Source organism: Acinetobacter minutum (genome assembly GCF_035916735.1).
In the GTDB taxonomy this organism is placed as follows: domain Bacteria; phylum Pseudomonadota; class Gammaproteobacteria; order Pseudomonadales; family Moraxellaceae; genus Acinetobacter.
On sequence record NZ_JAQIHG010000020.1, the window covers coordinates 1 to 19409 of the forward strand.

Here is a 19409-nt window from a genome sequence, read left to right on the forward strand (position 1 = left end):
AAAATCGCAAAAACGCGTATTCTAAAAGCGGACATTTTTACTTTGGAGAAACCGGACATTTCTACTTTGGGCTTACACCAGTTCTTATCCGTATTAGGGTTGTTTAATTGCAGGACCAGGAAATAATTTGATTCAAATCACTCTGATTTAAAATTTAACGTAGAAATCACGCCATTTTGATTAGGTTATACTTGCAGTTGTGTACTCATTTGGTACACTCAAGCCCCTTTATTTTTTATTACGCACCGAGGCAAAGTGACATGAAAGTAGGTCTGGTCGGTTGGCGCGGGATGGTTGGTTCCGTCTTGATGCAACGTATGGTTGAAGAGAATGATTTTGCTCATTTCGAGCCATTCTATTTTTCTACCAGTAATGCAGGTGGTGAAGCGCCTGCATTTGGTGGTAAAACTGCCCCAGCACTTATGGATGCAACGGACATTAACAGTCTGAAGCAGATGGATGTCATTGTGACTTGCCAAGGTGGTGATTATACCTCTGAAGTTTTCCCAAAACTGAAAGCAGAAGGTTGGAATGGTTACTGGATCGATGCTGCCTCTACCTTGCGTATGGCAGATGATGCGATCATCGTGCTTGATCCAGTGAACATGCATGTCATTAAAGACGGTCTCGTGAATGGCACGAAAACTTTCGTGGGCGGTAACTGTACAGTTTCCTTGATGTTGATGGGTCTAGGTTCACTGTTCCAAAACAACTTGGTGGAATGGATGACAGCAATGACCTATCAGGCGGCTTCTGGTGCGGGCGCGCAAAACATGCGTGAACTCATTACAGGTATGGGTTACCTGTACAACAACACCAAAGATTTGTTGGATGATCCTAAGTCCGCGATTCTTGACATCGACAGCAAAATTGCAGCATTACAGCGTGGTGAAGGCTTCCCTTCTGCAAACTTCGGTGTGCCACTTGCAGGTTCCCTTATTCCGTACATCGACAAACAGCTTGAAAGTGGTCAGTCGAAAGAAGAATGGAAAGGTCAGGTCGAAACCAACAAGATCTTGGGCAATACCCAGATCGTTCCAATCGATGGTCACTGCGTCCGTATCGGTGCAATGCGTTGTCACTCTCAGGCATTGACGCTGAAATTGAAAAAAGACGTACCGCTTGATGAAATCGAAGACATGATTCGCAATTCAAACGAATGGGCGAAAGTCGTACCAAACACCCGTGAAGCCTCTATGACGGATCTTACGCCTGTCGCCGTAACCGGTACCCTGTCTGTTCCTGTTGGCCGTTTGCGTAAACTCAATATGGGCAAAGAGTATCTAGGTGCATTCACAGTGGGTGACCAGTTGCTTTGGGGTGCTGCGGAACCCCTACGTCGTATGTTACGCATCCTGATTGAATATAAAAATGCTTAAGCATCTTTAAATTCGAGCAAAAAAGCCGGTCAAATTGATCGGCTTTTTTATGTAATGCATGTGTAAACGTTTTACAATTCACTTACACCTGAGTAAGGTATAACCTTTATAGAGCGCTGCCAAAAAAACACCTGAGCAACGGATCACGATGACTGTATATAACAAACTAAAAACTGCGATTTTAGCGATTATTGCCTCACAGACTACGCATGCAATTTTGATTGATCCAATTCAGATTCAATCAGCTCCTGGGGAATTGCTATATGCCGAAATGAATTTCAGCCAAGCCAACACTGAAGTTCCACTGCAAGTTGCATTGGCCTCAAGTGAGGATTTAACAGGTTTAGGCATTCAACACCGCCCACCTGAGCACTTGAACTTTTTTACCCGCCGTACGGGTCAAGGTAGTGGTGTCATCGTGATTACCTCATCACGCCCCATGACTGAAGCTGAACTGAACTTTGTTGTTAAAATCAAAGAAGGCCAAGCGACGCGTTTACAACATATCCAGAGCAGCCTGAAACGTAGTGCCCATACAGCCAGCGTGCCTTTTTCTAGCACTGAACGCTTACTGCAACCACAATTAATTGTCAGCGAAAAAGATATTGCACTGAACCTGCCGGTCACAACCAGCTATACCGCTCCAAAGGTCAGTAGCATTCAGGATAACAATATCGCAAAGAGCACTGATGTACTTGCTGTCAGCATTGTTCCACCTTCGCCACAAGCAAGTAAAAAAACAGAAACAGTTCAGAACAATACAGTTACAATCAAGACGACTACAGCCGATTCCCCGGCCAAGCCACAGAATGTCAAAGAGCAGCCATTAAATTCTACTGTAGAAAAAACACCACAACAGGCCAAAGCAAAACCTGCTAAGCAAGAAATAGAGAAAAATAAAACTGCTGAAGCCAATACCAAGCATGTGGTCAGCAATAATGAGTCCTTATGGAGCATTGCAGCCCGTATCGCAGCACAAACTAATCGCCCTATTGCTGAAGTGATGAAAGAAATTCAGACCAACAACCGCCATGCCTTTATTCAGGGAGATGCAAACCGTTTGCGCCGCGGTGCAGCCCTAAATCTGGGTGTAGCCATTTCACCCAAAGCCCGTACTGCAGCACCGGTAAAGGTTCAGAAATCAGGCAAGCCTTCTGCATCGGGAAGCACCAAATATCGCTTGAATCAAGCTGAAATGAGTTTGGTGACTGACAGTGCACAAGATTCAGCAGAAGGAAGTGCTAAAAAGCGCACACAACAAAACCAAACCAGTGCAGAGTTGTCATTAAAAGTTATGACAGCTCGTGAAAAAACCGTTAAATTACAAAAAAACGTGACACAGTTAGAATTGGCTCTACGTCAAAAGGATCAGAGAATTCAACTATTAAATGCACGGCTGGCAAAACTGCAACAACAATTGCAACAGCAACAAAAAGCGCAGAAGTCAATTCACTAAACTGTTTTTATAGAATTTTGGGATGAACTAGACCGAGCTCACGGCTAGACGTTCAAGGGGTTTAAAATATGATGCTCTATGTGATTCCGTTTATATTGTTGTTGGTTGTGGCCATCGTCCTTAAGAAACGTGAAGCCAGCAAGAAAGAAGACAATACCAGCAGCAAAACGGTCAACAAAAAAGCTGGCAAAAAAACGACCGCTAAAAATACCGCAAAGAGCACACCTGCAGCACTCGATTTTCCAACCACACAGCAAGCTGCTGCGAACCAAACAACACCGCTAGCACCAGAAATCCGCCAGCAAATCCGTCAACGCATCCAGTCACGCAATTTTTTTGCAGCAGAAGCTGAAATTAACCAGGCTTTAAACCGTGACGCCTCGCAGCATGAATTATATTTGTTGCTCCTTGAAATTCATTTAGAACAAAAAGATGATTTCGCCATCCGCCAGTTAATGAATCAACTGCGTGATTTAGGCCTAGATGACATCTTGCAGCAGGCAGAAGCACAACAGCAAGCCCACCAAGACAAAGTACGATCAATTACTGCAGCACAAAGCGTTGAAACACCAGTGATCGCAGAAACTGCTGAATTGAGTTCAACAGTAAAACCAAGCGTACAACCGACTGAAAATCGCGTCACTGCAGCCAGCTTTGATGCTTTAGTTGAACCGCAAAGCAGCAAACCTTCATTTGATGAACTTCAATCTGAATTCTCTTCGGTCAAAAATGAGCCTGAACCAGCTCCAGCAGCTGTTACGCCTCTTGAATTCAATTTTTCAGAAACAGCTGTTAAGGCTGAAACAGCAATTGTTGTTGATACCCCGGCAACCATCATCGAAGAAGCAAAGGCTCCAAAAGCTGCAGAGCCTGTTCAAGATCTTTCTCAGGCGCTTGAATTCAAACTGGATACACCTGTCATCGAGTCTGCACCAACAACGAAAGTTGCAGAACCAGAGCCAGAAAATACTGTAGCAGAACCAGCACCTCTCGAGTTTTCGTTCTCACTAGAGAGCGCCAATAAAGTTGAAGCGAGTGAGCCAGTCATTGTTGCTGAAGCTCCTGTAGTAGAGCCAAAAGCTGACAGTGCTCCAGCAGAAACTGAGTTTAAACTAGACTTTGCTAATTTTGACCTGACGACACCAAGTAGCAGCCCTGAAGCTACAGCAGTTGAAACACCAGTATCTGAAGCTGTGCTCATCCCTGAAGTTCCAACACTGACAGCAACACCAGCCAGTGGTCTGGAATTCAATCTGAATGTCCCTGCCATCAGCCTGGATACAGCAGCTGAAAGCAATGTTCCTGCACAGCCAGCTCTAGTTGAGCAAACGACCACTTTAGTGGACCAACATGACCCATTGACTCAATCTTTCCCTGAGTTGCTGGAAGTCAATGAGATCAACCTGAATTTACAATTGGCACAACAGTATATTCAACTCGGTGCTTATGCCCAAGCGCGCCGCCTACTCAGCGAAAATGAAGCACAGTTCAATCCAGAACAACGTGAGCAATCTGAGCTTTTACTCAAACAAATAGCTTCTTAAGCCCGCTTCGTTCTACTATAAGCAGTCCATCCCGACTGCTTTTTTTATGCATGAAAAAAATCGCCTTATTGTATATGGGGGGCACTTTTGGCTGTGTAGGTGAGCCTTTAATGCCGATGCCAGCTGAGCTGTTCCTGCCTCAGCTAAAAAAAATACTACCGCCCCATTTGCAGGTCGACTGCATGACTGCGCCGTGTATCCTCGATAGTAGCCGTTACACGGCAGTGAACTGGCTGCAATTGGTACAACACATCCAGCAGTTGCAATTACACGGCTATCAGCATTTTGTCATTGTGCATGGGACGGATACGTTAAGCTATGCTGCTGCTGTGCTGGCACGCTGTCTTGGCACCTCCTGCCACGTCGTTCTGACTGGCAGTCAGTATCCGCTACTCAACACGCAAGGTGACAATACACGTGAATTCAGTGATGCACATGACAATTTGAATCTTGCCCTCGAGCACGTATTAACACTGCCTTTGGGTGTGTATCTCGCCTTCCATCATCAGGTCTGGCATGCCCAAACTGCAATAAAAATGCATAGCACTGAGCTAGATGCCTTTCGTGGCTTAGCAGCGGAACAGTCTCTCCCCGAAGAACCTCGCAGTGGTTTTATCATCAATGAGCATCATCTAGTTCGTGCCCGAGATTTTAACCTGTTAAGCTGGCATGTACAGCCTATCCAGCCTGAACTGCTGTTACAGAATCTACAGCTGCTTTTACCACACCCACCTGCTTTTCTGGTGTTGCAAGCTTATGGTACAGGTAATTTGCAGGTCACGCCTGAAATCGAGCACTGTCTGGAACAGCTCTATGCTCAGGGCTGTCTGAGTATTTTGACCACTCAGGTTCCATTTGGCGGCATTGACCAACGTTATGCCGTCAGCCAATGGGTACAATCCAGCAAAATTATGCTGAATAACACCCTAAGCCATGCCGATCTGTATGCCAAAGCACTGCAAATGTATTTACAATACCCGACTGCAGAACAATGGGCTACACACTGGTAGCATCCGTAATCGACATCGAGGTAAACATGCAGCGTTATGCAATCGGGATTGAGTTTTGTGGGATCCGTTATCGTGGATGGCAAACGCAGCAGCCCGGTGTTCCCAGCGTACAGGAAACCTTAGAGCGTGTGCTAAGCAAGATCGCCGATGAGCCCATCATTGTACATGGTGCTGGCCGTACCGATGCCGGCGTGCATGGCACCAATATGGTGGCTCATTTTGATACGAATGCTATCCGTCCGGAACGTGGTTGGATGATGGGCGCCAACACGCTACTCCCCAAAGATATTGCACTGAAATGGATTCAGCCGATGGAGGATGACTTTCATGCCCGCTTTAAAGCCTGTGCGCGCCGTTACCGTTATGTGGTCTACAATGCCCCCCATCGTCCGGCTTTACTATATAAACAGGTCACGCATATATTCCAGCCCCTCGATGCCGTAAAAATGATCGAAGCTGCCAAGAAATTTGAAGGTACACATAACTTTGAAAGTTTCCGCGCTGCAGCCTGTCAATCGAATCAACCCGTCCGTCATGTATCACATTGCCGCCTGACCCAGCATGGGCAGTATCTGGTTTTGGACATTCAAGCCGACGGTTTTTTACACCATATGGTGCGCAACATCATGGGGTGTCTGCTGGAAATCGGCCAAGGGATGTATGATATCGATCATATTGATGAGATTTTTGCAGCACAAGACCGCAAGGCCGCCGGAATTACAGCGCCACCACATGGCCTGTATTTCATTCAGGCCTACTATCCAGAACCATGGCAATCCCAATTACCCGTACAGCTGTTAGGACCGCACTGGCTGAATATGCCGGAATAAGCACTGTAATCTCGACTGGGTCTAGATCTGCTGTTTACGCTTACGGTATTCGACCGGGGTTTCTTGGGTCCAGCGTTTAAAAGCCCGATAAAATGTGCTTGGCTCGGAGAATCCTGTCAGATAGACAATCCGCTCCACACTCTCATGGGTATTGGCTAAAAGTTTTTTGGCCAACCTGCAGCGATAATCCGATAAAATCTGCTGAAAACTGGTATGGGCATCACTTAGTTGGGTACGCAAGCGGCGTGGGGTAATCTGTAACTGTGCAGCAACTGTTTCCAAGGTAGTCTCTCCACTTTCCAGTGTGGCACCAATTGCACGGCGGACTTCACCAACCAGATCATAACGTGCCAGTTCCTGCAGTTTTTCTAATGCCAGTTGTTCATGCAATTGCGACAGTTCAGGTTCGGCCTGCCAGAGCGGATGATGCAAAATCACCGGATCAAAGTACAGCCGGGTTTCTTTTTGACCTAAACTGACCGGACATTGGTAGACCCGCTGATATTCTTCGGCAGCCGCTCCTTGCGCAAAATCAAAGTCAATATAAATGGGCTGGAACTGACCTTCAGTAATAAATTTAAAAAACCGCAAAATCCCGCACATGGCACTTTCAGTAAAATGTCGGTTAACCAGTGGATCTTTGATGTCCTGGATGCCATTAGTCAAATAACAACGTCCATCCTGCATCACCAAACGGGCCTGAAAAGCATCACTGATCAAACGCTGGTAAGCCAGTGCCCGCTGCAAGCCTTCACCGAAATTGGCACTACTGACAAATAGATGTTCAATCACCTGCCCACGATACAAGGGCAAATATTCCCCCAAATGCAGACCGATATCAGGATCTTGGCTCATCTCCTGTGCTGCACTCCAGAATGCATGCTGGGCACTCAGCGGTGTGCGCTGGTTGGCTTCAACCTGATTTAAGGCAACACCGGCTTTGCTCAATATTTCCTCGGTTGGTAAGCCGGCACGACGCATGGCCTGATAACCAAATCTTAAGACGATTGACGCATCCGTTCGTTGAGCCACAGCTACTCCTTGCTGATGAATAAAAGAGTTAAATCTTGAAAAAATAGAATTTAGATTAGCTTTGATTGGCCGAACTGACAACATCAGCCCAAAGAATTTTGCCGAGAAACTTTAATCTCAACATTCGCTTATTTGCCTGTCATGTGTACAGTGGAACCTCCCTGCCACCTTGTTTTTTTCGAGGAAATTGTATATAATTTGCGCCTTTCCAATTTGATTATCAGGTAGGCTATGGCCAATAAAGAGGAACTCATTGAGTTCGAAGGCGTTGTCACCGAAACGCTTCCTAATACGATGTTCCGTGTACGTTTAGAAAACGGTCACGAAGTGATTGCTCACATTTCAGGTAAAATGCGTAAGCACTATATTCGTATTTTAACTGGTGACAGTGTAAAGGTTGAAATGACACCTTACGATTTGACTAAAGGTCGTATCACTTATCGTGCACGCTAAGTTTTAGCGCAAGCAAGAAAGCCACGTCACGTGGCTTTTTTTATGTCTGTGATTTGGCGCTTTTGGCTTTTTCAAGCGACCCCATATGACACAGATCTAGAAAATTGGACATAAAAACGCAGCTTATGCTGCGTTTTTTTACTGGGTTGAACTTAACCCAAAGCAGCCACAACAGCTGCACCCATTTCTTGAGTACCGACTTTGTTCATACCTTCAGACATGATATCTGCTGTACGCAAGCCTTGATCCAAGACATTACCAACGGCATCTTCAATTGCTTTTGCTGCAGTCTCTTCACGGAAAGTGTAACGTAACATCATCGCGACTGAAAGAATAGTTGCCAATGGATTCGCCAAGTTTTGACCCGCGATGTCTGGTGCAGAACCATGGCAAGGTTCATACATGCCTTTACCATTTTCATCCAGTGACGCTGATGGCAACATACCGATTGAACCAGTCAACATCGCTGCTTCATCAGACAGGATGTCCCCAAACAGGTTAGACGTCACAATCACGTCAAACTGTTTTGGTGCACGAACCAATTGCATCGCCGCATTATCGACATACATATGGGACAACTGGATATTTGGATACTGTTCCTGCTGCATCGCAGTCACTGTCTGTTTCCAAAGTTCGGTCACTTCTAATACGTTGGCTTTGTCCACTGAACATACTTTACCACCACGTAGGCCAGCCAGTTCAAAGGCTACTTTCGCGATGCGCTTGATTTCAGACTCAGAATAAACATCAGTGTTGAAACCTTGCTTCTCACCATTTTCCAATTCACGGATTCCGCGTGGCTGGCCAAAGTAAATCCCGCCAGTCAATTCACGCACGATCAAGATATCCAGACCTGCGACGATTTCTGGTTTCAAGCTAGATGCATCTGCCAATTGCGGATAAAGAATCGCTGGACGCAAGTTTGCGAACAGGTTCAATTCACTACGTAATTTTAACAAGCCACGTTCTGGACGAATGGAACGCTCAATCGTATCCCATTTTGGCCCACCCACAGCACCTAACAGAATCGCATCCGCCTTTTTCGCCTGTTCAGAAGTTACCGATGGGTACGGTTCACCATGCGCATCAATTGCCGAACCACCCAAAAGACCTTGTTCCCAGCTGAGACCCAAGTTGAATTTTTCGTTGACACGGGTCAACACCTGTTCTGCGGCAGCGACAATTTCTGGACCGATGCCATCACCAGCCAAAATCAGAATATGTTTAGACATGAGGGTTTCCATTTTGCAAAATTGATCCGTTCAGGATCAATCAGAGATTAAATTTTTTGTTCGACAAACTCACCGAGTCCGGTCAGTGCATCATAAGGTCGGCAAAAGCGGCGAATGGTACGCTGGCCTTGCTGCAAGTCCACACACAGGGGATCAGGAACTGACACATTCAACAGGCTTCCGGCATGTTTGGAACGATCACGGTACATCTTGAATGTGTACTTTTGATTGGCCACAAACTTGTGAATCACATGAATGGTTTCTGCACGATCCTGTGAAATCGGATAGAAGCGCACCACAACTTCCTGCTGCTTAGCCGGAATGGTTAAATACAGGGCATTCGGCTGGCTCGAGGAGCTGGCTTGCAAACGCACATAACCACGCTTAATCGCCTCATGATTGACACGGCGTGAGACCGAATCGACAATTTTTAAATTGTCCACACGCTCAAACTGGCAGTCTTCGGTACCCGAACAATAAATTGTGACATTCGCTTGCCCAGTGGTCGAATTTTTCGCCTGTTTGAGACGCATGGTGTCTACCATGTGCTGGGTACTTTGGCAGGCGCTCAGCGCTACACCGCATACCAGCAAAGCAATGCTGTGACCTAAAATCTTGATCATGGTCTGGGCCCAACCTCACTAAATAGAGCAAACGATAAATATTTATATCCCTACGCATGTTAGCAAGAGTTGGACCGCATCGCTATGCTTAAATGTTGCGCTTTTAAGCTTGGATTTCCTGGAAAACCCAAGGGCGCACCTGTTTGGTTTTTTCTTCATAGGCACGGATCAAATCCGCATCCTGTAAGGTCAAACCAATATCATCCAGACCATTCAGCAAACAGTGTTTACGGAACGGATCAATTTCAAATTTGAAGGCTTCGCCCGCTGGGGTACGGACTTCTTGTGCTTCAAGGTCGATGGTCAATTGATAGCCTTCGCTTGCTGCACACTCTTTGAATAACTGATCAACGATCTCTTCAGACAAGATCACCGGCAACATGCCGTTTTTGAAGCAGTTATTAAAGAAAATGTCAGCAAAACTTGGCGCAATCACAGTACGGAAACCGTATTCATTCAAGGCCCACGGCGCATGTTCACGGCTAGAACCACAACCAAAGTTTTGACGGGCAAGCAATACGCTCGCACCTTGATAACGTGGCTGGTTCAACACAAAATCCGGATTTTTCGGACGTTTGCTGATGTCCTGTCCCAAATAGCCTTCATCCAAATAACGCAATTCATCAAACAGGTTGTCACCGAAACCGGTACGTTTGATGGACTTCAAAAACTGCTTTGGAATGATCAAGTCAGTATCGACATTCGCACGGTCTAATGGCGCCACGATGCCTTGTTCAACGGTATAAGCTTTCATATTGCTCTTCCCCAATTAGAATGAACGAACGTCAACAAAATGACCCGCCAATGCCGCAGCAGCAGCCATGGCTGGACTGACCAGATGGGTACGGCCACCATTGCCCTGACGACCTTCAAAGTTACGGTTCGAGGTCGAAGCACAGTGCTCACCCGGTTGTAACTTGTCGGCATTCATCGCCAAGCACATCGAGCAGCCTGGCTCACGCCATTCAAACCCAGCTTCAAGGAAGATTTTATCCAAACCTTCAGCTTCCGCCTGTTGTTTCACCAAACCAGAGCCTGGAACCACCATCGCCTGTTTGATGGTTGGTGCCACTTTGCGGCCCTGAATCACTTCAGCGGCAGCACGGATGTCTTCAATACGCGAGTTAGTACAAGAACCGATAAATACGCGATCAATCTGGATGTCCGCCAAAGATTGACCTGCCGTTAAGCCCATGTACTGATAAGCACGCGTCCAGTCATTACGCTGTACGTCGTCTTTTGCCTGTTCCAAAGTCGGTACCGCTTGTGACACTGGAATCACCATCTCAGGTGACGTTCCCCAAGACACTTGTGGCTCGATCTCTTCGCCTTGTAATACCACCACGGTATCAAACACGGCATCTTCATCAGAATGCAAGGTATTCCAGTATGCTACGGCCTGATCCCACTGCTCGCCTTTTGGTGCATAAGGACGGTCTTTCACATACTCGATGGTCTTGTCATCCACAGCCACCATACCGACACGCGCACCCGCTTCAATTGCCATGTTACATACGGTCATACGACCTTCGATAGACATGTCACGGAACACTTGACCACCGAATTCGATTGCATGACCCGTACCGCCTGCCGTGCCAATTTTTCCAATGATCGCCAACACCACATCTTTCGGTGTCACGCCTTTACCGAGCTTGCCATCGACACGCACCAGCATGTTTTTCATTTTCTTTTGCACAAGGCACTGCGTCGCCAACACGTGCTCAACTTCAGAGGTACCAATACCATGCGCCAAACAGCCAAATGCACCATGTGTCGCAGTATGCGAGTCACCACATACCACGGTCATACCTGGCAAGGTCAAACCTTGCTCTGGACCCACCACGTGAGCGATCCCTTGGCGGATGTCATTGATGTCAAACTCAACGATATTGAAGGTCTTACAGTTATCATCTAACGTTTGCACCTGAATACGAGAAGTATCATCTTCAATCCCAGCAACGCCCTGTTCACGCTCTTTCTTTGAGGTTGGAACGTTATGGTCTGGCGTGGCCACGTTGGCACTCAAACGCCATGGCTTACGGCCTGCCAGTTGCAAACCTTCAAACGCCTGTGGTGAAGTCACTTCATGTAATAAATGACGGTCGATGTAAATTAAGCTTGAACCATCATCACGCTGCTTGACTAAATGGTCATCCCACAACTTGTCATATAATGTTTTGCCTGCCATGTCGGACGTGCTCCATTGGACTGGGTATTTTGTGAATTTAATTGATTATAACGCGGGTTTTACATAAAACTAATTTATCATTTTTATTAATTCATAAACTTTTTGGAATGATTTTATATCTGCCCTCATCCTTCTCTAGTTATCTAAAAAATGAATCGACGGCATAAAATTTCCCCATTTCACAAATAAGAATAATTCTCATAATCTAAAACCAACAACAAATGGATGCGAAATGGAGGATAGGCTGATGGCTAAAATTCAACGCTTTGTGAATCATAACCAAAGAACCTTAAAGAAAACCTTCAGCTATTACATCATGCACATCACGGTAGCCATGTTGGTGGGTTATATGGTGACGGGGAGCATCTGGATGGCGATGACTTTAAGCTTGTTAGAGCCTACTGTGCAAGCAGTGGCGTTCTTTATTCATGAAAAAGTCTGGACGGCCAAAGAACATGCCTCTGACCAAGAAGCGGAAACTACGAATACATTTCCACAATCCTCGCAGATCTAAGAGGCTAGATCATGGATCTTGAAATATCTAGTCAACCCTAAAAAACCGTGCTGGATATGCTGCACGGTTTTTTTACGCTCATCCTAGCCACAATCAATAAAAATTGGCCTTTAGCTTCGCGACAAAACTTTGATTTATTCTTAAAAATTTTCAATAATTGAAAAATTAATAAAAAAATTTGATTAATGGATCCTGCATGAATCTTGCTGTCTTTGAAGCGTTCGTTAAAGTGATGGAAACTGGTTCGATTTCACTGGCTGCCGAACAGCTGTTTATTACCCAACCGGCGGTCACCAAACGGATTCACAGTCTGGAAGATTATTTTGGGGTGAAACTGTTTGAATCAGCCGGTCGTGGTATCCAAGCCACGCATGCTGCCCATTCCCTGCTGCCCAAAGTGAAAAACTGGTTGAATGAACTCGGCGATATCCAGCATACTCTGAGCCATGAACAGACACAGATACAAGGCCGTTTAACCATTGGCACCAGTCACCATATCGGTTTGCATCATTTGCCGCATCATTTAAAGCAGTATGTGCAGCAGTTTCCGGACGTGACGCTGGATGTGCATTTTGTTGATTCAGAACAGGCGCATGAACAGGTGTTAAATGGTGATCTGGAGCTGGCATTTTTGACCCTGCCTCCAGTCGGTGACGAACGTCTGAAATATATCCCGATGTGGGAAGATTCATTGGTCTTTGTCGCGGCACCCTTTCATCCTTTGGCGCAGCAAGCTGAGTTAACCTTGCAGGATCTGAGCCAGTATCCAAGCCTACTCCCTTCTGCACAAACCTACACCAGCCAAATCACTCTGGCCGAATTTGAGAAACAGGGACTGAAACCCAAAATCAGTATGAGCAACAATCCACTGGAATCCATCCGCATGTTGGTCTCCATTGGGCTGGGCTGGTCGGTCTTACCGAAAACCCTGCTCAACCATGACTTAAAACGTCTGAATATTGCATTGGAAATGAACCGCCAACTCGGCATGGTCTGGCATCCTGGAAGAACGCAATCTAAAGCAGCACAAACCTTGATTCAATCCATGCAAAACTCACGATAAGTCGTGCAGCATCAAGTTGTTACCGAATCATAAAACATCTGGGGAAAATTTGGCGTAAGTTGGAAAGAAAACCGTGGCATTTTAAGCACGGAGCTACATCCACTTTTACACCTTCAAGGAGCAGAGTGATGTCACATAGCGCTTCCCCACTTTATGACAATAACAATCTAAATGCGCCCACATCCCCAACAGAAAATGCACTCATCCGGTCTGCACATGCATTTTCGCCCAGCCCAAGCTTGAATCTCAGCGATCCTGAGCAGATGCGCCAGCGTTTACGTCAGGATTTCTTACATACCTTTGAATGTTATGAATCATTGTTTGAATGTCTAAACGGTGATGCAGCCTTCTACCACAAACCGATTTCCCTACGCCATCCTCTGATTTTTTATTATGGCCATACTGCAACCTTTTTGATCAATAAACTGCTGTTAAGCAAGCTGATTACGCAACGGGTGAATCCACATTTTGAATCGATTTTTGCGGTCGGTGTGGATGAGATGAGCTGGGATGATCTGGATGACAGCCATTATGACTGGCCGACACCTGCGGAGGTTAAAGCCTACCGGGATCAGGTTAAGGTGATCGTATTGGGCATTATTGAGCATACCCCGTTGGTACTGCCCATTGACTGGCAGCATCCGTGGTGGGCAATTTTAATGGGTATTGAACATGAACGGATTCATCTGGAAACCTCTTCGGTGCTGATTCGCCAGCATGCATTGCACTACGTCAAACCCCATCCGCAGTGGCAGCCGAATCATTTGAGTCAAACAGCTCCCGCGAATGAACTGTTGAGTGTTCCTGCGGGTGAAGTACGCCTGCAGAAAACCCATAAGGACACGATCTACGGTTGGGACAATGAGTATGGACAGCATCACAGCACGGTGAATGCCTTTATGGCCAGCCGTTATCTGGTCAGCAATCAGGAATATCGCGCTTTTGTGGAGGATCAGGGCTATAGCACTGCCGAGTATTGGGAAACGGAAGGCTGGCAATGGCGTGAATATAGTCAAGCGATGTATCCGACGTTCTGGCGGCAACGACAAGATGGATGGTATCTACGTCTGATGATTGAAGAAGTCCCGATGCCCTGGGACTGGCCGGTCGAGGTGAACTACCATGAAGCCAAGGCGTTCTGCAATTGGCAAGCCCAGCAAACCGGACAGAAGGTGCGCTTACCTACTGAAGATGAATGGTATCGGCTCTATACCGTTTCCGGCCTAAACGCGATTGACCTCAGCCAACAGGCGAATATTCAACTGAACTATGGTGCCTCATCCTGTCCCGTCAATCAGTTCCAGCACGGTGAATTCTTCGATGTGCAGGGCAATGTCTGGCAATGGACGGAAACCCCAATTTATCCGTTTTCCGGTTTTGTGGTGCATCCAATCTATGATGACTTTAGTACCCCGACTTTCGATGGACGGCATAATCTGATCAAGGGAGGTTCCTGGATTTCCTGTGGTAATGAAGCCCAAGCCTCCTCACGTTATGCCTTCCGCCGGCATTTTTTCCAGCATGCCGGTTTTCGTTATGTTGTGTCTAATCAGGAACTGCAACCGATGGTGTCGCAATATGAAACTGACAAACTGGTGTCGGAATATCTGGAATTTCAGTACGGGTCTGAATATTTTGGCGTGGCCAATTTTGCCCAGCGTGTGGTGCAGTTAGCGCTCGACATGCTGAAGGATCAACCAAAACGCAAAGCGCTGGATCTCGGCTGTGCCACCGGACGGGCCAGTTTTGAATTGGCACGCAGCTTTGATGAAGTGGTAGGAATCGATTTTTCTGCACGCTTTATCCAGAACGGCGTGCGGCTAGCCCAAGGAGAAACCCTGCATTACACCATCCCGACCGAAGGTGAACTGGTCGAGTACAAGGCCTGTCATTTACAAGATTACGGCCTGTTCGACATTCGGGATAAAGTGCAGTTCTATCAGGGGGACGCCTGCAATCTAAAAGCCATCTTCCGGGGTTATGACTTGATTCTGGCTGCCAATCTCATTGACCGTCTGCATCACCCGGCACAGTTCTTGAGCAACATTCATGAGCGTCTGAATCTGGGTGGTGTACTGATGCTGACCTCACCATATACCTGGCTGGACGAACACACCGCACGCAGTGAATGGATCGGTGGCTTTAAAAAAGATGGGGAAAGCCTGACCACCCTCGACGGGCTCAAGCTTTTACTGACACCGCATTTCCGTTTAATGGCCGAACCACAAGAGCTGCCCTTTGTGATTCGGGAAACCCAACGCAAATTTCAGCACACCTTGGCACAAGTCACCTTTTGGCAACGTATTGCTTAAATAGAACTTCAAGCAATAAAAAACGGTGCCTCGGCACCGTTTTTACTGACTGTACTGACCCTTAAGGCTGATTAGATCGACCAGTCCTGAATTTCCCAACCCTGCTGCTGCGCCAGTTGTGCCAGCTGTTCATCAGGATTCACGGCAATCGCATGCGTGGCATGTTCTAGCAAGAAACGGTCATTAATTGAATCGGAGTAGGCCCAAGATTCACAAACCTGACGACCTTCGAGCCACTGGTCTAAACGGTCCAGCTTACCTTTTTGATAACAGGCAAGACCCGCAACCTTGCCCGTATATTGACCATCAATCACTTCCGCATTGGTGGCAATAATTTCACTGATGCCGAATTCACGGAAAATCGGTGCGGTAATAAAGTCTGAGGTTGCTGTAATACCGACAATCTCATGGCCTAAATCTTTATGTTTTTGAATCGCTGCAAAGCCTTTCGGACGCATTTTGGGACGAATCACTTTTTGCATGAACTGGCTGTGCAAATCGGTCAGATAATCATTGTCATGCTGGGTGAGAAACTGGAAAACAAATTCGTTATAGGCATACGGATTCAGCTGACCGGCTTTGTAGTCTTCATAAAACTGGTCATTGATTTGACGGTGTCGAACCGGATCGACCAAACCTTCGCTGACCAGAAACTCACCCCAAGAATGGTCGGAATCGGTATTTAACAGGGTATGATCTAAATCAAACAAAGCCAATTTCATGAAAATTCTCGTACAAACTGAAAATAAAGAAAAAAAATGTAAATCTATCTCCGCTAGTCGATAGAAATTCGTTAAGATCATAGCAATTTTTTCACATTTTACTTTGATCTTTTTCGAGCTGGAGACAGATATTGGTTCTCCCCGATTTCAAAGTCAACGAAATAGATAAATTTTAGGTAGCCAGATGATCGACTCCGAAGGTTTCCGACCCAACGTCGGGATCATTTTGGCAAACGATGACGGACAGGTTTTATGGGCAAAACGCATTGGTCACAATGCTTGGCAATTTCCACAAGGAGGTATCCAGTATGGAGAAACCCCTGAACAGGCACTTTACCGTGAACTGAGAGAAGAAGTCGGCTTGTTGCCCGAACATGTCCAAATCATTGCGCAAACCAAAGGCTGGTTGCGCTATCGTTTGCCGCATCGATATATCCGCTCTGATTCAGATCCGGTATGTATTGGACAAAAACAGAAATGGTTTTTATTGAAGCTGACCGCCTCAGTGGGTCATATTCAGCTGGATCTGGCCGATCCGCCTGAATTCGACCAGTGGCAATGGGTCAGTTACTGGTATCCACTGGGCCAGGTGGTCAATTTTAAACGTGATGTTTACCGCCGCGCCATGATGGAACTCTGTATGCAGTTACCGCAGCAATCATATTAAGAATCATCACTTTGGTGAATGCTTTTTAAAACAACTGCTGCTATAACTACAGTATAAAGAATAGGTAAAAATTGGAGCGCGCTTCGATGTCGAATATGCAACTAGACACCCTCAGACGCATTGTCCAAGAGATCAATGCTTCGGTGAGTTTGCATGAATCTCTCGACATTATGGTCAACCAGGTGGCGGAAGCTATGAAAGTTGATGTGTGCTCCATTTATCTGCTGGATGAACGCAACCAGCGCTATCTGCTGATGGCATCAAAAGGTCTGAATCCGGAATCTGTCGGCAATGTTTCGTTACAGGTCGGTGAAGGTCTGGTCGGCCTAGTGGGTCAGCGTGAAGAAATTGTCAACCTCGACAATGCGCCAAAACATGAACGCTTCCTGTATTTACCGGAAACCGGTGAGGAAATTTATAATTCCTTCCTCGGTGTCCCGGTGATGTATCGCCGTAAGGTGATGGGCGTGCTGGTCGTGCAGAAGAAAGAGCCGCAAGATTTCAGTGAAGCGGCTGAATCTTTCCTGGTGACATTGTGTGCCCAGCTCTCTGGCGTAATTGCCCATGCCCATGCTGTGGGTAATATTGACGTATTCCGTAAACCGAGCAGCTCTCCCCTGTACAAAACCTTCCAGGGTGTTTCCGGTGCCGGTGGTATTGCCCTCGGTCGTGCCATGGTGCTGTATCCCCCTGCCGATTTGGCAGCGGTTCCCGACCGTGAAGCCGATGACATCAGCGAAGAGCTTGAATTGCTCGATCATGCAGTCGAATCCGTACGCGAAGAAATCGCTTCCTTAGATGACAAAATGCAAGACTCTTTGATGTCTGAAGAGCGTGCCCTGTTCAGCGTGTTCTTGCGCATGCTGGATGAAAATGCACTACCATGTGAAATCAAAGAACTGATTCGTGCAGGCAACTGGGCACAAGGTGCGGTGCGCCGCGTCATCGACAAACATATTGCTCTGTTTGCGCAAATGGAAGATGACTATCTGCGTGAACGGGTCTCGGATTTAAAAGATCTGGGACGTCGCATTCTGGCCTATTTACAAGAAGCCGATGCCAGCCATCGCGAACTCAGTGTGGACAGTATCCTGATTGGTGATGAAATCAGTACTGCTGCGCTGGTCGAATTACCAGTGGATAAAATTGCCGCGATTGTAACCTCAGAAGGGGCAGCCAACTCGCATATGGTCATTGTGGCACGTGCCTTGGGGATTCCAACCGTAGTGGGTGTAACGGAACTTCCTGTGAACACCCTGGATGATGCGGAAATGATTGTCGATGCCTATCAGGGGCGTGTATTTGTCAATCCACCACGGCGTTTGCGTCAGCGATATAAAGAGATCCAAAAAGAAGAAGAACAGATCGCCAAAGATCTGAAACAATACGAAAGTAAAGATGCGATCACGCCGGATGGTGTAGCGGTACAACTGTACGTTAATACTGGCTTGATGATTGATGTGGTGCGTGGCGTACAGCGCGGGGCCAAAGGCGTCGGGTTGTATCGCTCAGAAATTCCGTTCATGCTGCGCGATCGCTTTCCGGGTGAAGAAGAACAACGTGCCATCTATCGGCAGCAGCTCAGTCACTTTGCCAATAAACCGGTGGTGATGCGTACCTTGGACATTGGCGCGGATAAAGATTTGCCCTACTTCTCGATTGAGGAAGAAAACTCGGCCTTGGGCTGGCGTGGTCTACGCTTTACCCTAGATCATCCGGAAATTTTTTCCTCACAGATTCGTGCCATGCTAAAAGCCAGTATTGGCCTGAACAATCTGCATATTTTGTTGCCGATGGTGACTAGTGTCAGTGAAGTTGAAGAAGTACTGTATTTGCTGGATCGAGACTGGCATGCGGTACAGGAAGAAGAACAGGTCAAGATTAATAAACCGAAACTCGGCATCATGGTTGAAGTTCCGAGCGTCTTGCTGCAGATTGATGAATTTGCCCAACTGGTAGATTTCTTCTCGGTCGGTTCCAATGACCTGACACAATATTTACTCGCGGTAGACCGTAACAATCCGCGTGTGGCCAACGTCTACTCGCATTTCCATCCGTCGGTATTACGTGCCTTGCAACGTCTGGTCGGCGAATGTCACAAGTATCAAAAACCAATCAGTATCTGTGGGGAAATGGCCGGTGATCCATTGTCAGCAGTTTTATTGATGGCGATGGGTTTCAATACCCTATCAATGAGTTCGAGCAACATTCTGCGGGTGCGTAAAGCCATCTGCCATGTCCCGATGAGTGATGCCAAACAACTGCTAGACCATGCCTTAACGATGAATAATCCACTGATTGTGAAGAGCTGGATTGAGTATTACTTTAAAACCCATGGCTTGGGTGACATGGTGAAGACCTCACGTCTGGTCAATGCCTAAACC

Annotated in this window: 17 protein-coding genes; 11 read left to right on the forward strand and 6 right to left on the reverse strand. The window is 46.7% G+C overall.

Annotated elements, in window-relative coordinates; all coding sequences use genetic code 11:
- Positions 1–260: 260 nt before the first annotated feature.
- From asd to truA, 5 genes are all read left to right on the forward strand, one after another.
- Positions 261–1379 carry an aspartate-semialdehyde dehydrogenase gene (gene asd, locus PAE54_RS08905; protein WP_273777517.1) on the forward strand — a complete coding sequence of 373 codons (1119 nt, stop codon included), beginning with the start codon at positions 261–263 and terminating at the stop codon, positions 1377–1379.
- A 148-nt stretch (positions 1380–1527) separates the two neighbouring features.
- Positions 1528–2835, forward strand: a complete 1308-nt coding sequence (locus PAE54_RS08910; protein WP_326519168.1) for a type IV pilus assembly protein FimV — start codon at positions 1528–1530, stop codon at positions 2833–2835.
- Positions 2836–2903: 68 nt separating this feature from the next.
- Positions 2904–4379, forward strand: a complete 1476-nt coding sequence (gene fimV, locus PAE54_RS08915; RefSeq protein ID WP_326519169.1) for a T4P machinery localization factor FimV — start codon at positions 2904–2906, stop codon at positions 4377–4379.
- 50 nt (positions 4380–4429) lie between these two features.
- Positions 4430–5389 carry an asparaginase gene (locus tag PAE54_RS08920; RefSeq protein WP_326519170.1) on the forward strand — a complete coding sequence of 320 codons (960 nt, stop codon included), beginning with the start codon at positions 4430–4432 and terminating at the stop codon, positions 5387–5389.
- 26 nt (positions 5390–5415) lie between these two features.
- A complete protein-coding gene (gene truA, locus PAE54_RS08925) occupies positions 5416–6219 on the forward strand; it encodes a tRNA pseudouridine(38-40) synthase TruA (RefSeq protein WP_326519171.1) in 804 nt (267 codons plus the stop codon).
- A 21-nt stretch (positions 6220–6240) separates the two neighbouring features.
- On the opposite strand, the gene PAE54_RS08930 is transcribed toward truA, so the two are convergent.
- On the reverse strand, positions 6241–7251 hold the full coding sequence (locus tag PAE54_RS08930) for an AraC family transcriptional regulator (RefSeq protein ID WP_326519172.1): 1011 nt from the start codon (positions 7249–7251) through the stop codon (positions 6241–6243).
- Positions 7252–7482: 231 nt separating this feature from the next.
- Here PAE54_RS08930 and infA point away from each other — a divergent pair, with 231 nt between their 5' ends.
- Positions 7483–7704: a translation initiation factor IF-1 gene (gene infA, locus PAE54_RS08935; RefSeq protein ID WP_001284370.1), complete on the forward strand. Its 222-nt coding sequence runs from the start codon at positions 7483–7485 to the stop codon at positions 7702–7704.
- Between the two features lie 152 nt (positions 7705–7856).
- Here infA and leuB read toward each other — a convergent pair whose 3' ends face one another.
- From leuB to leuC, 4 genes are all read right to left on the reverse strand, one after another.
- Positions 7857–8936: a 3-isopropylmalate dehydrogenase gene (gene leuB / locus PAE54_RS08940; RefSeq protein ID WP_326519173.1), complete on the reverse strand. Its 1080-nt coding sequence runs from the start codon at positions 8934–8936 to the stop codon at positions 7857–7859.
- A 47-nt stretch (positions 8937–8983) separates the two neighbouring features.
- Entirely contained in the window at positions 8984–9559 is a 576-nt protein-coding gene (locus tag PAE54_RS08945) for a hypothetical protein (protein WP_326519174.1), read from the reverse strand.
- A 103-nt stretch (positions 9560–9662) separates the two neighbouring features.
- A complete protein-coding gene (gene leuD / locus PAE54_RS08950) occupies positions 9663–10313 on the reverse strand; it encodes a 3-isopropylmalate dehydratase small subunit (protein WP_326519175.1) in 651 nt (216 codons plus the stop codon).
- A 15-nt stretch (positions 10314–10328) separates the two neighbouring features.
- Positions 10329–11747: a 3-isopropylmalate dehydratase large subunit gene (gene leuC, locus PAE54_RS08955; protein WP_326519176.1), complete on the reverse strand. Its 1419-nt coding sequence runs from the start codon at positions 11745–11747 to the stop codon at positions 10329–10331.
- A 247-nt stretch (positions 11748–11994) separates the two neighbouring features.
- On the opposite strand from leuC, the gene PAE54_RS08960 reads away from it, so the two are divergent.
- The 3 genes from PAE54_RS08960 to ovoA all read left to right on the forward strand — a co-directional run bounded on the left by PAE54_RS08960 (position 11995) and on the right by ovoA (position 15636).
- Positions 11995–12261: a DUF2061 domain-containing protein gene (locus PAE54_RS08960; protein ID WP_326519177.1), complete on the forward strand. Its 267-nt coding sequence runs from the start codon at positions 11995–11997 to the stop codon at positions 12259–12261.
- Between the two features lie 196 nt (positions 12262–12457).
- The gene (locus tag PAE54_RS08965; protein WP_326519178.1) at positions 12458–13324 is read left to right on the forward strand and encodes a LysR family transcriptional regulator; all 867 of its coding nucleotides are present in this window, start codon (positions 12458–12460) and stop codon (positions 13322–13324) included.
- Between the two features lie 128 nt (positions 13325–13452).
- Entirely contained in the window at positions 13453–15636 is a 2184-nt protein-coding gene (ovoA, locus tag PAE54_RS08970; protein ID WP_326519179.1) for a 5-histidylcysteine sulfoxide synthase, read from the forward strand.
- A 71-nt stretch (positions 15637–15707) separates the two neighbouring features.
- Here the strand turns inward: ovoA and PAE54_RS08975 are convergent, their stop codons facing one another.
- The gene (locus tag PAE54_RS08975; RefSeq protein ID WP_326519180.1) at positions 15708–16358 is read right to left on the reverse strand and encodes an HAD family hydrolase; all 651 of its coding nucleotides are present in this window, start codon (positions 16356–16358) and stop codon (positions 15708–15710) included.
- Positions 16359–16542: 184 nt separating this feature from the next.
- On the opposite strand from PAE54_RS08975, the gene PAE54_RS08980 reads away from it, so the two are divergent.
- Positions 16543–17025, forward strand: a complete 483-nt coding sequence (locus PAE54_RS08980; protein WP_273777532.1) for an RNA pyrophosphohydrolase — start codon at positions 16543–16545, stop codon at positions 17023–17025.
- Between the two features lie 86 nt (positions 17026–17111).
- Positions 17112–19406 carry a phosphoenolpyruvate--protein phosphotransferase gene (ptsP, locus tag PAE54_RS08985; RefSeq protein WP_273777533.1) on the forward strand — a complete coding sequence of 765 codons (2295 nt, stop codon included), beginning with the start codon at positions 17112–17114 and terminating at the stop codon, positions 19404–19406.
- Positions 19407–19409 lie beyond the last annotated feature (3 nt).

What these genes read in the sequence shown, in the direction of transcription:
- infA (WP_001284370.1), top strand. Translation starts at nt 7,483, where the DNA reads ATGGCCAATAAAGAGGAACTCATTGAGTTCGAAGGCGTTGTCACCGAA.
- PAE54_RS08965 (WP_326519178.1), top strand. Translation starts at nt 12,458, where the DNA reads ATGAATCTTGCTGTCTTTGAAGCGTTCGTTAAAGTGATGGAAACTGGT.
- PAE54_RS08960 (WP_326519177.1), top strand. Translation starts at nt 11,995, where the DNA reads ATGGCTAAAATTCAACGCTTTGTGAATCATAACCAAAGAACCTTAAAG.
- ptsP (WP_273777533.1), top strand. Translation starts at nt 17,112, where the DNA reads ATGTCGAATATGCAACTAGACACCCTCAGACGCATTGTCCAAGAGATC.
- PAE54_RS08910 (WP_326519168.1), top strand. Translation starts at nt 1,528, where the DNA reads ATGACTGTATATAACAAACTAAAAACTGCGATTTTAGCGATTATTGCC.
- PAE54_RS08980 (WP_273777532.1), top strand. Translation starts at nt 16,543, where the DNA reads ATGATCGACTCCGAAGGTTTCCGACCCAACGTCGGGATCATTTTGGCA.
- fimV (WP_326519169.1), top strand. Translation starts at nt 2,904, where the DNA reads ATGATGCTCTATGTGATTCCGTTTATATTGTTGTTGGTTGTGGCCATC.
- PAE54_RS08920 (WP_326519170.1), top strand. Translation starts at nt 4,430, where the DNA reads ATGAAAAAAATCGCCTTATTGTATATGGGGGGCACTTTTGGCTGTGTA.
- ovoA (WP_326519179.1), top strand. Translation starts at nt 13,453, where the DNA reads ATGTCACATAGCGCTTCCCCACTTTATGACAATAACAATCTAAATGCG.
- PAE54_RS08975 (WP_326519180.1), bottom strand. Translation starts at nt 16,358, where the DNA reads ATGAAATTGGCTTTGTTTGATTTAGATCATACCCTGTTAAATACCGAT.
- leuB (WP_326519173.1), bottom strand. Translation starts at nt 8,936, where the DNA reads ATGTCTAAACATATTCTGATTTTGGCTGGTGATGGCATCGGTCCAGAA.
- truA (WP_326519171.1), top strand. Translation starts at nt 5,416, where the DNA reads ATGCAGCGTTATGCAATCGGGATTGAGTTTTGTGGGATCCGTTATCGT.
- PAE54_RS08945 (WP_326519174.1), bottom strand. Translation starts at nt 9,559, where the DNA reads ATGATCAAGATTTTAGGTCACAGCATTGCTTTGCTGGTATGCGGTGTA.
- leuD (WP_326519175.1), bottom strand. Translation starts at nt 10,313, where the DNA reads ATGAAAGCTTATACCGTTGAACAAGGCATCGTGGCGCCATTAGACCGT.
- leuC (WP_326519176.1), bottom strand. Translation starts at nt 11,747, where the DNA reads ATGGCAGGCAAAACATTATATGACAAGTTGTGGGATGACCATTTAGTC.
- asd (WP_273777517.1), top strand. Translation starts at nt 261, where the DNA reads ATGAAAGTAGGTCTGGTCGGTTGGCGCGGGATGGTTGGTTCCGTCTTG.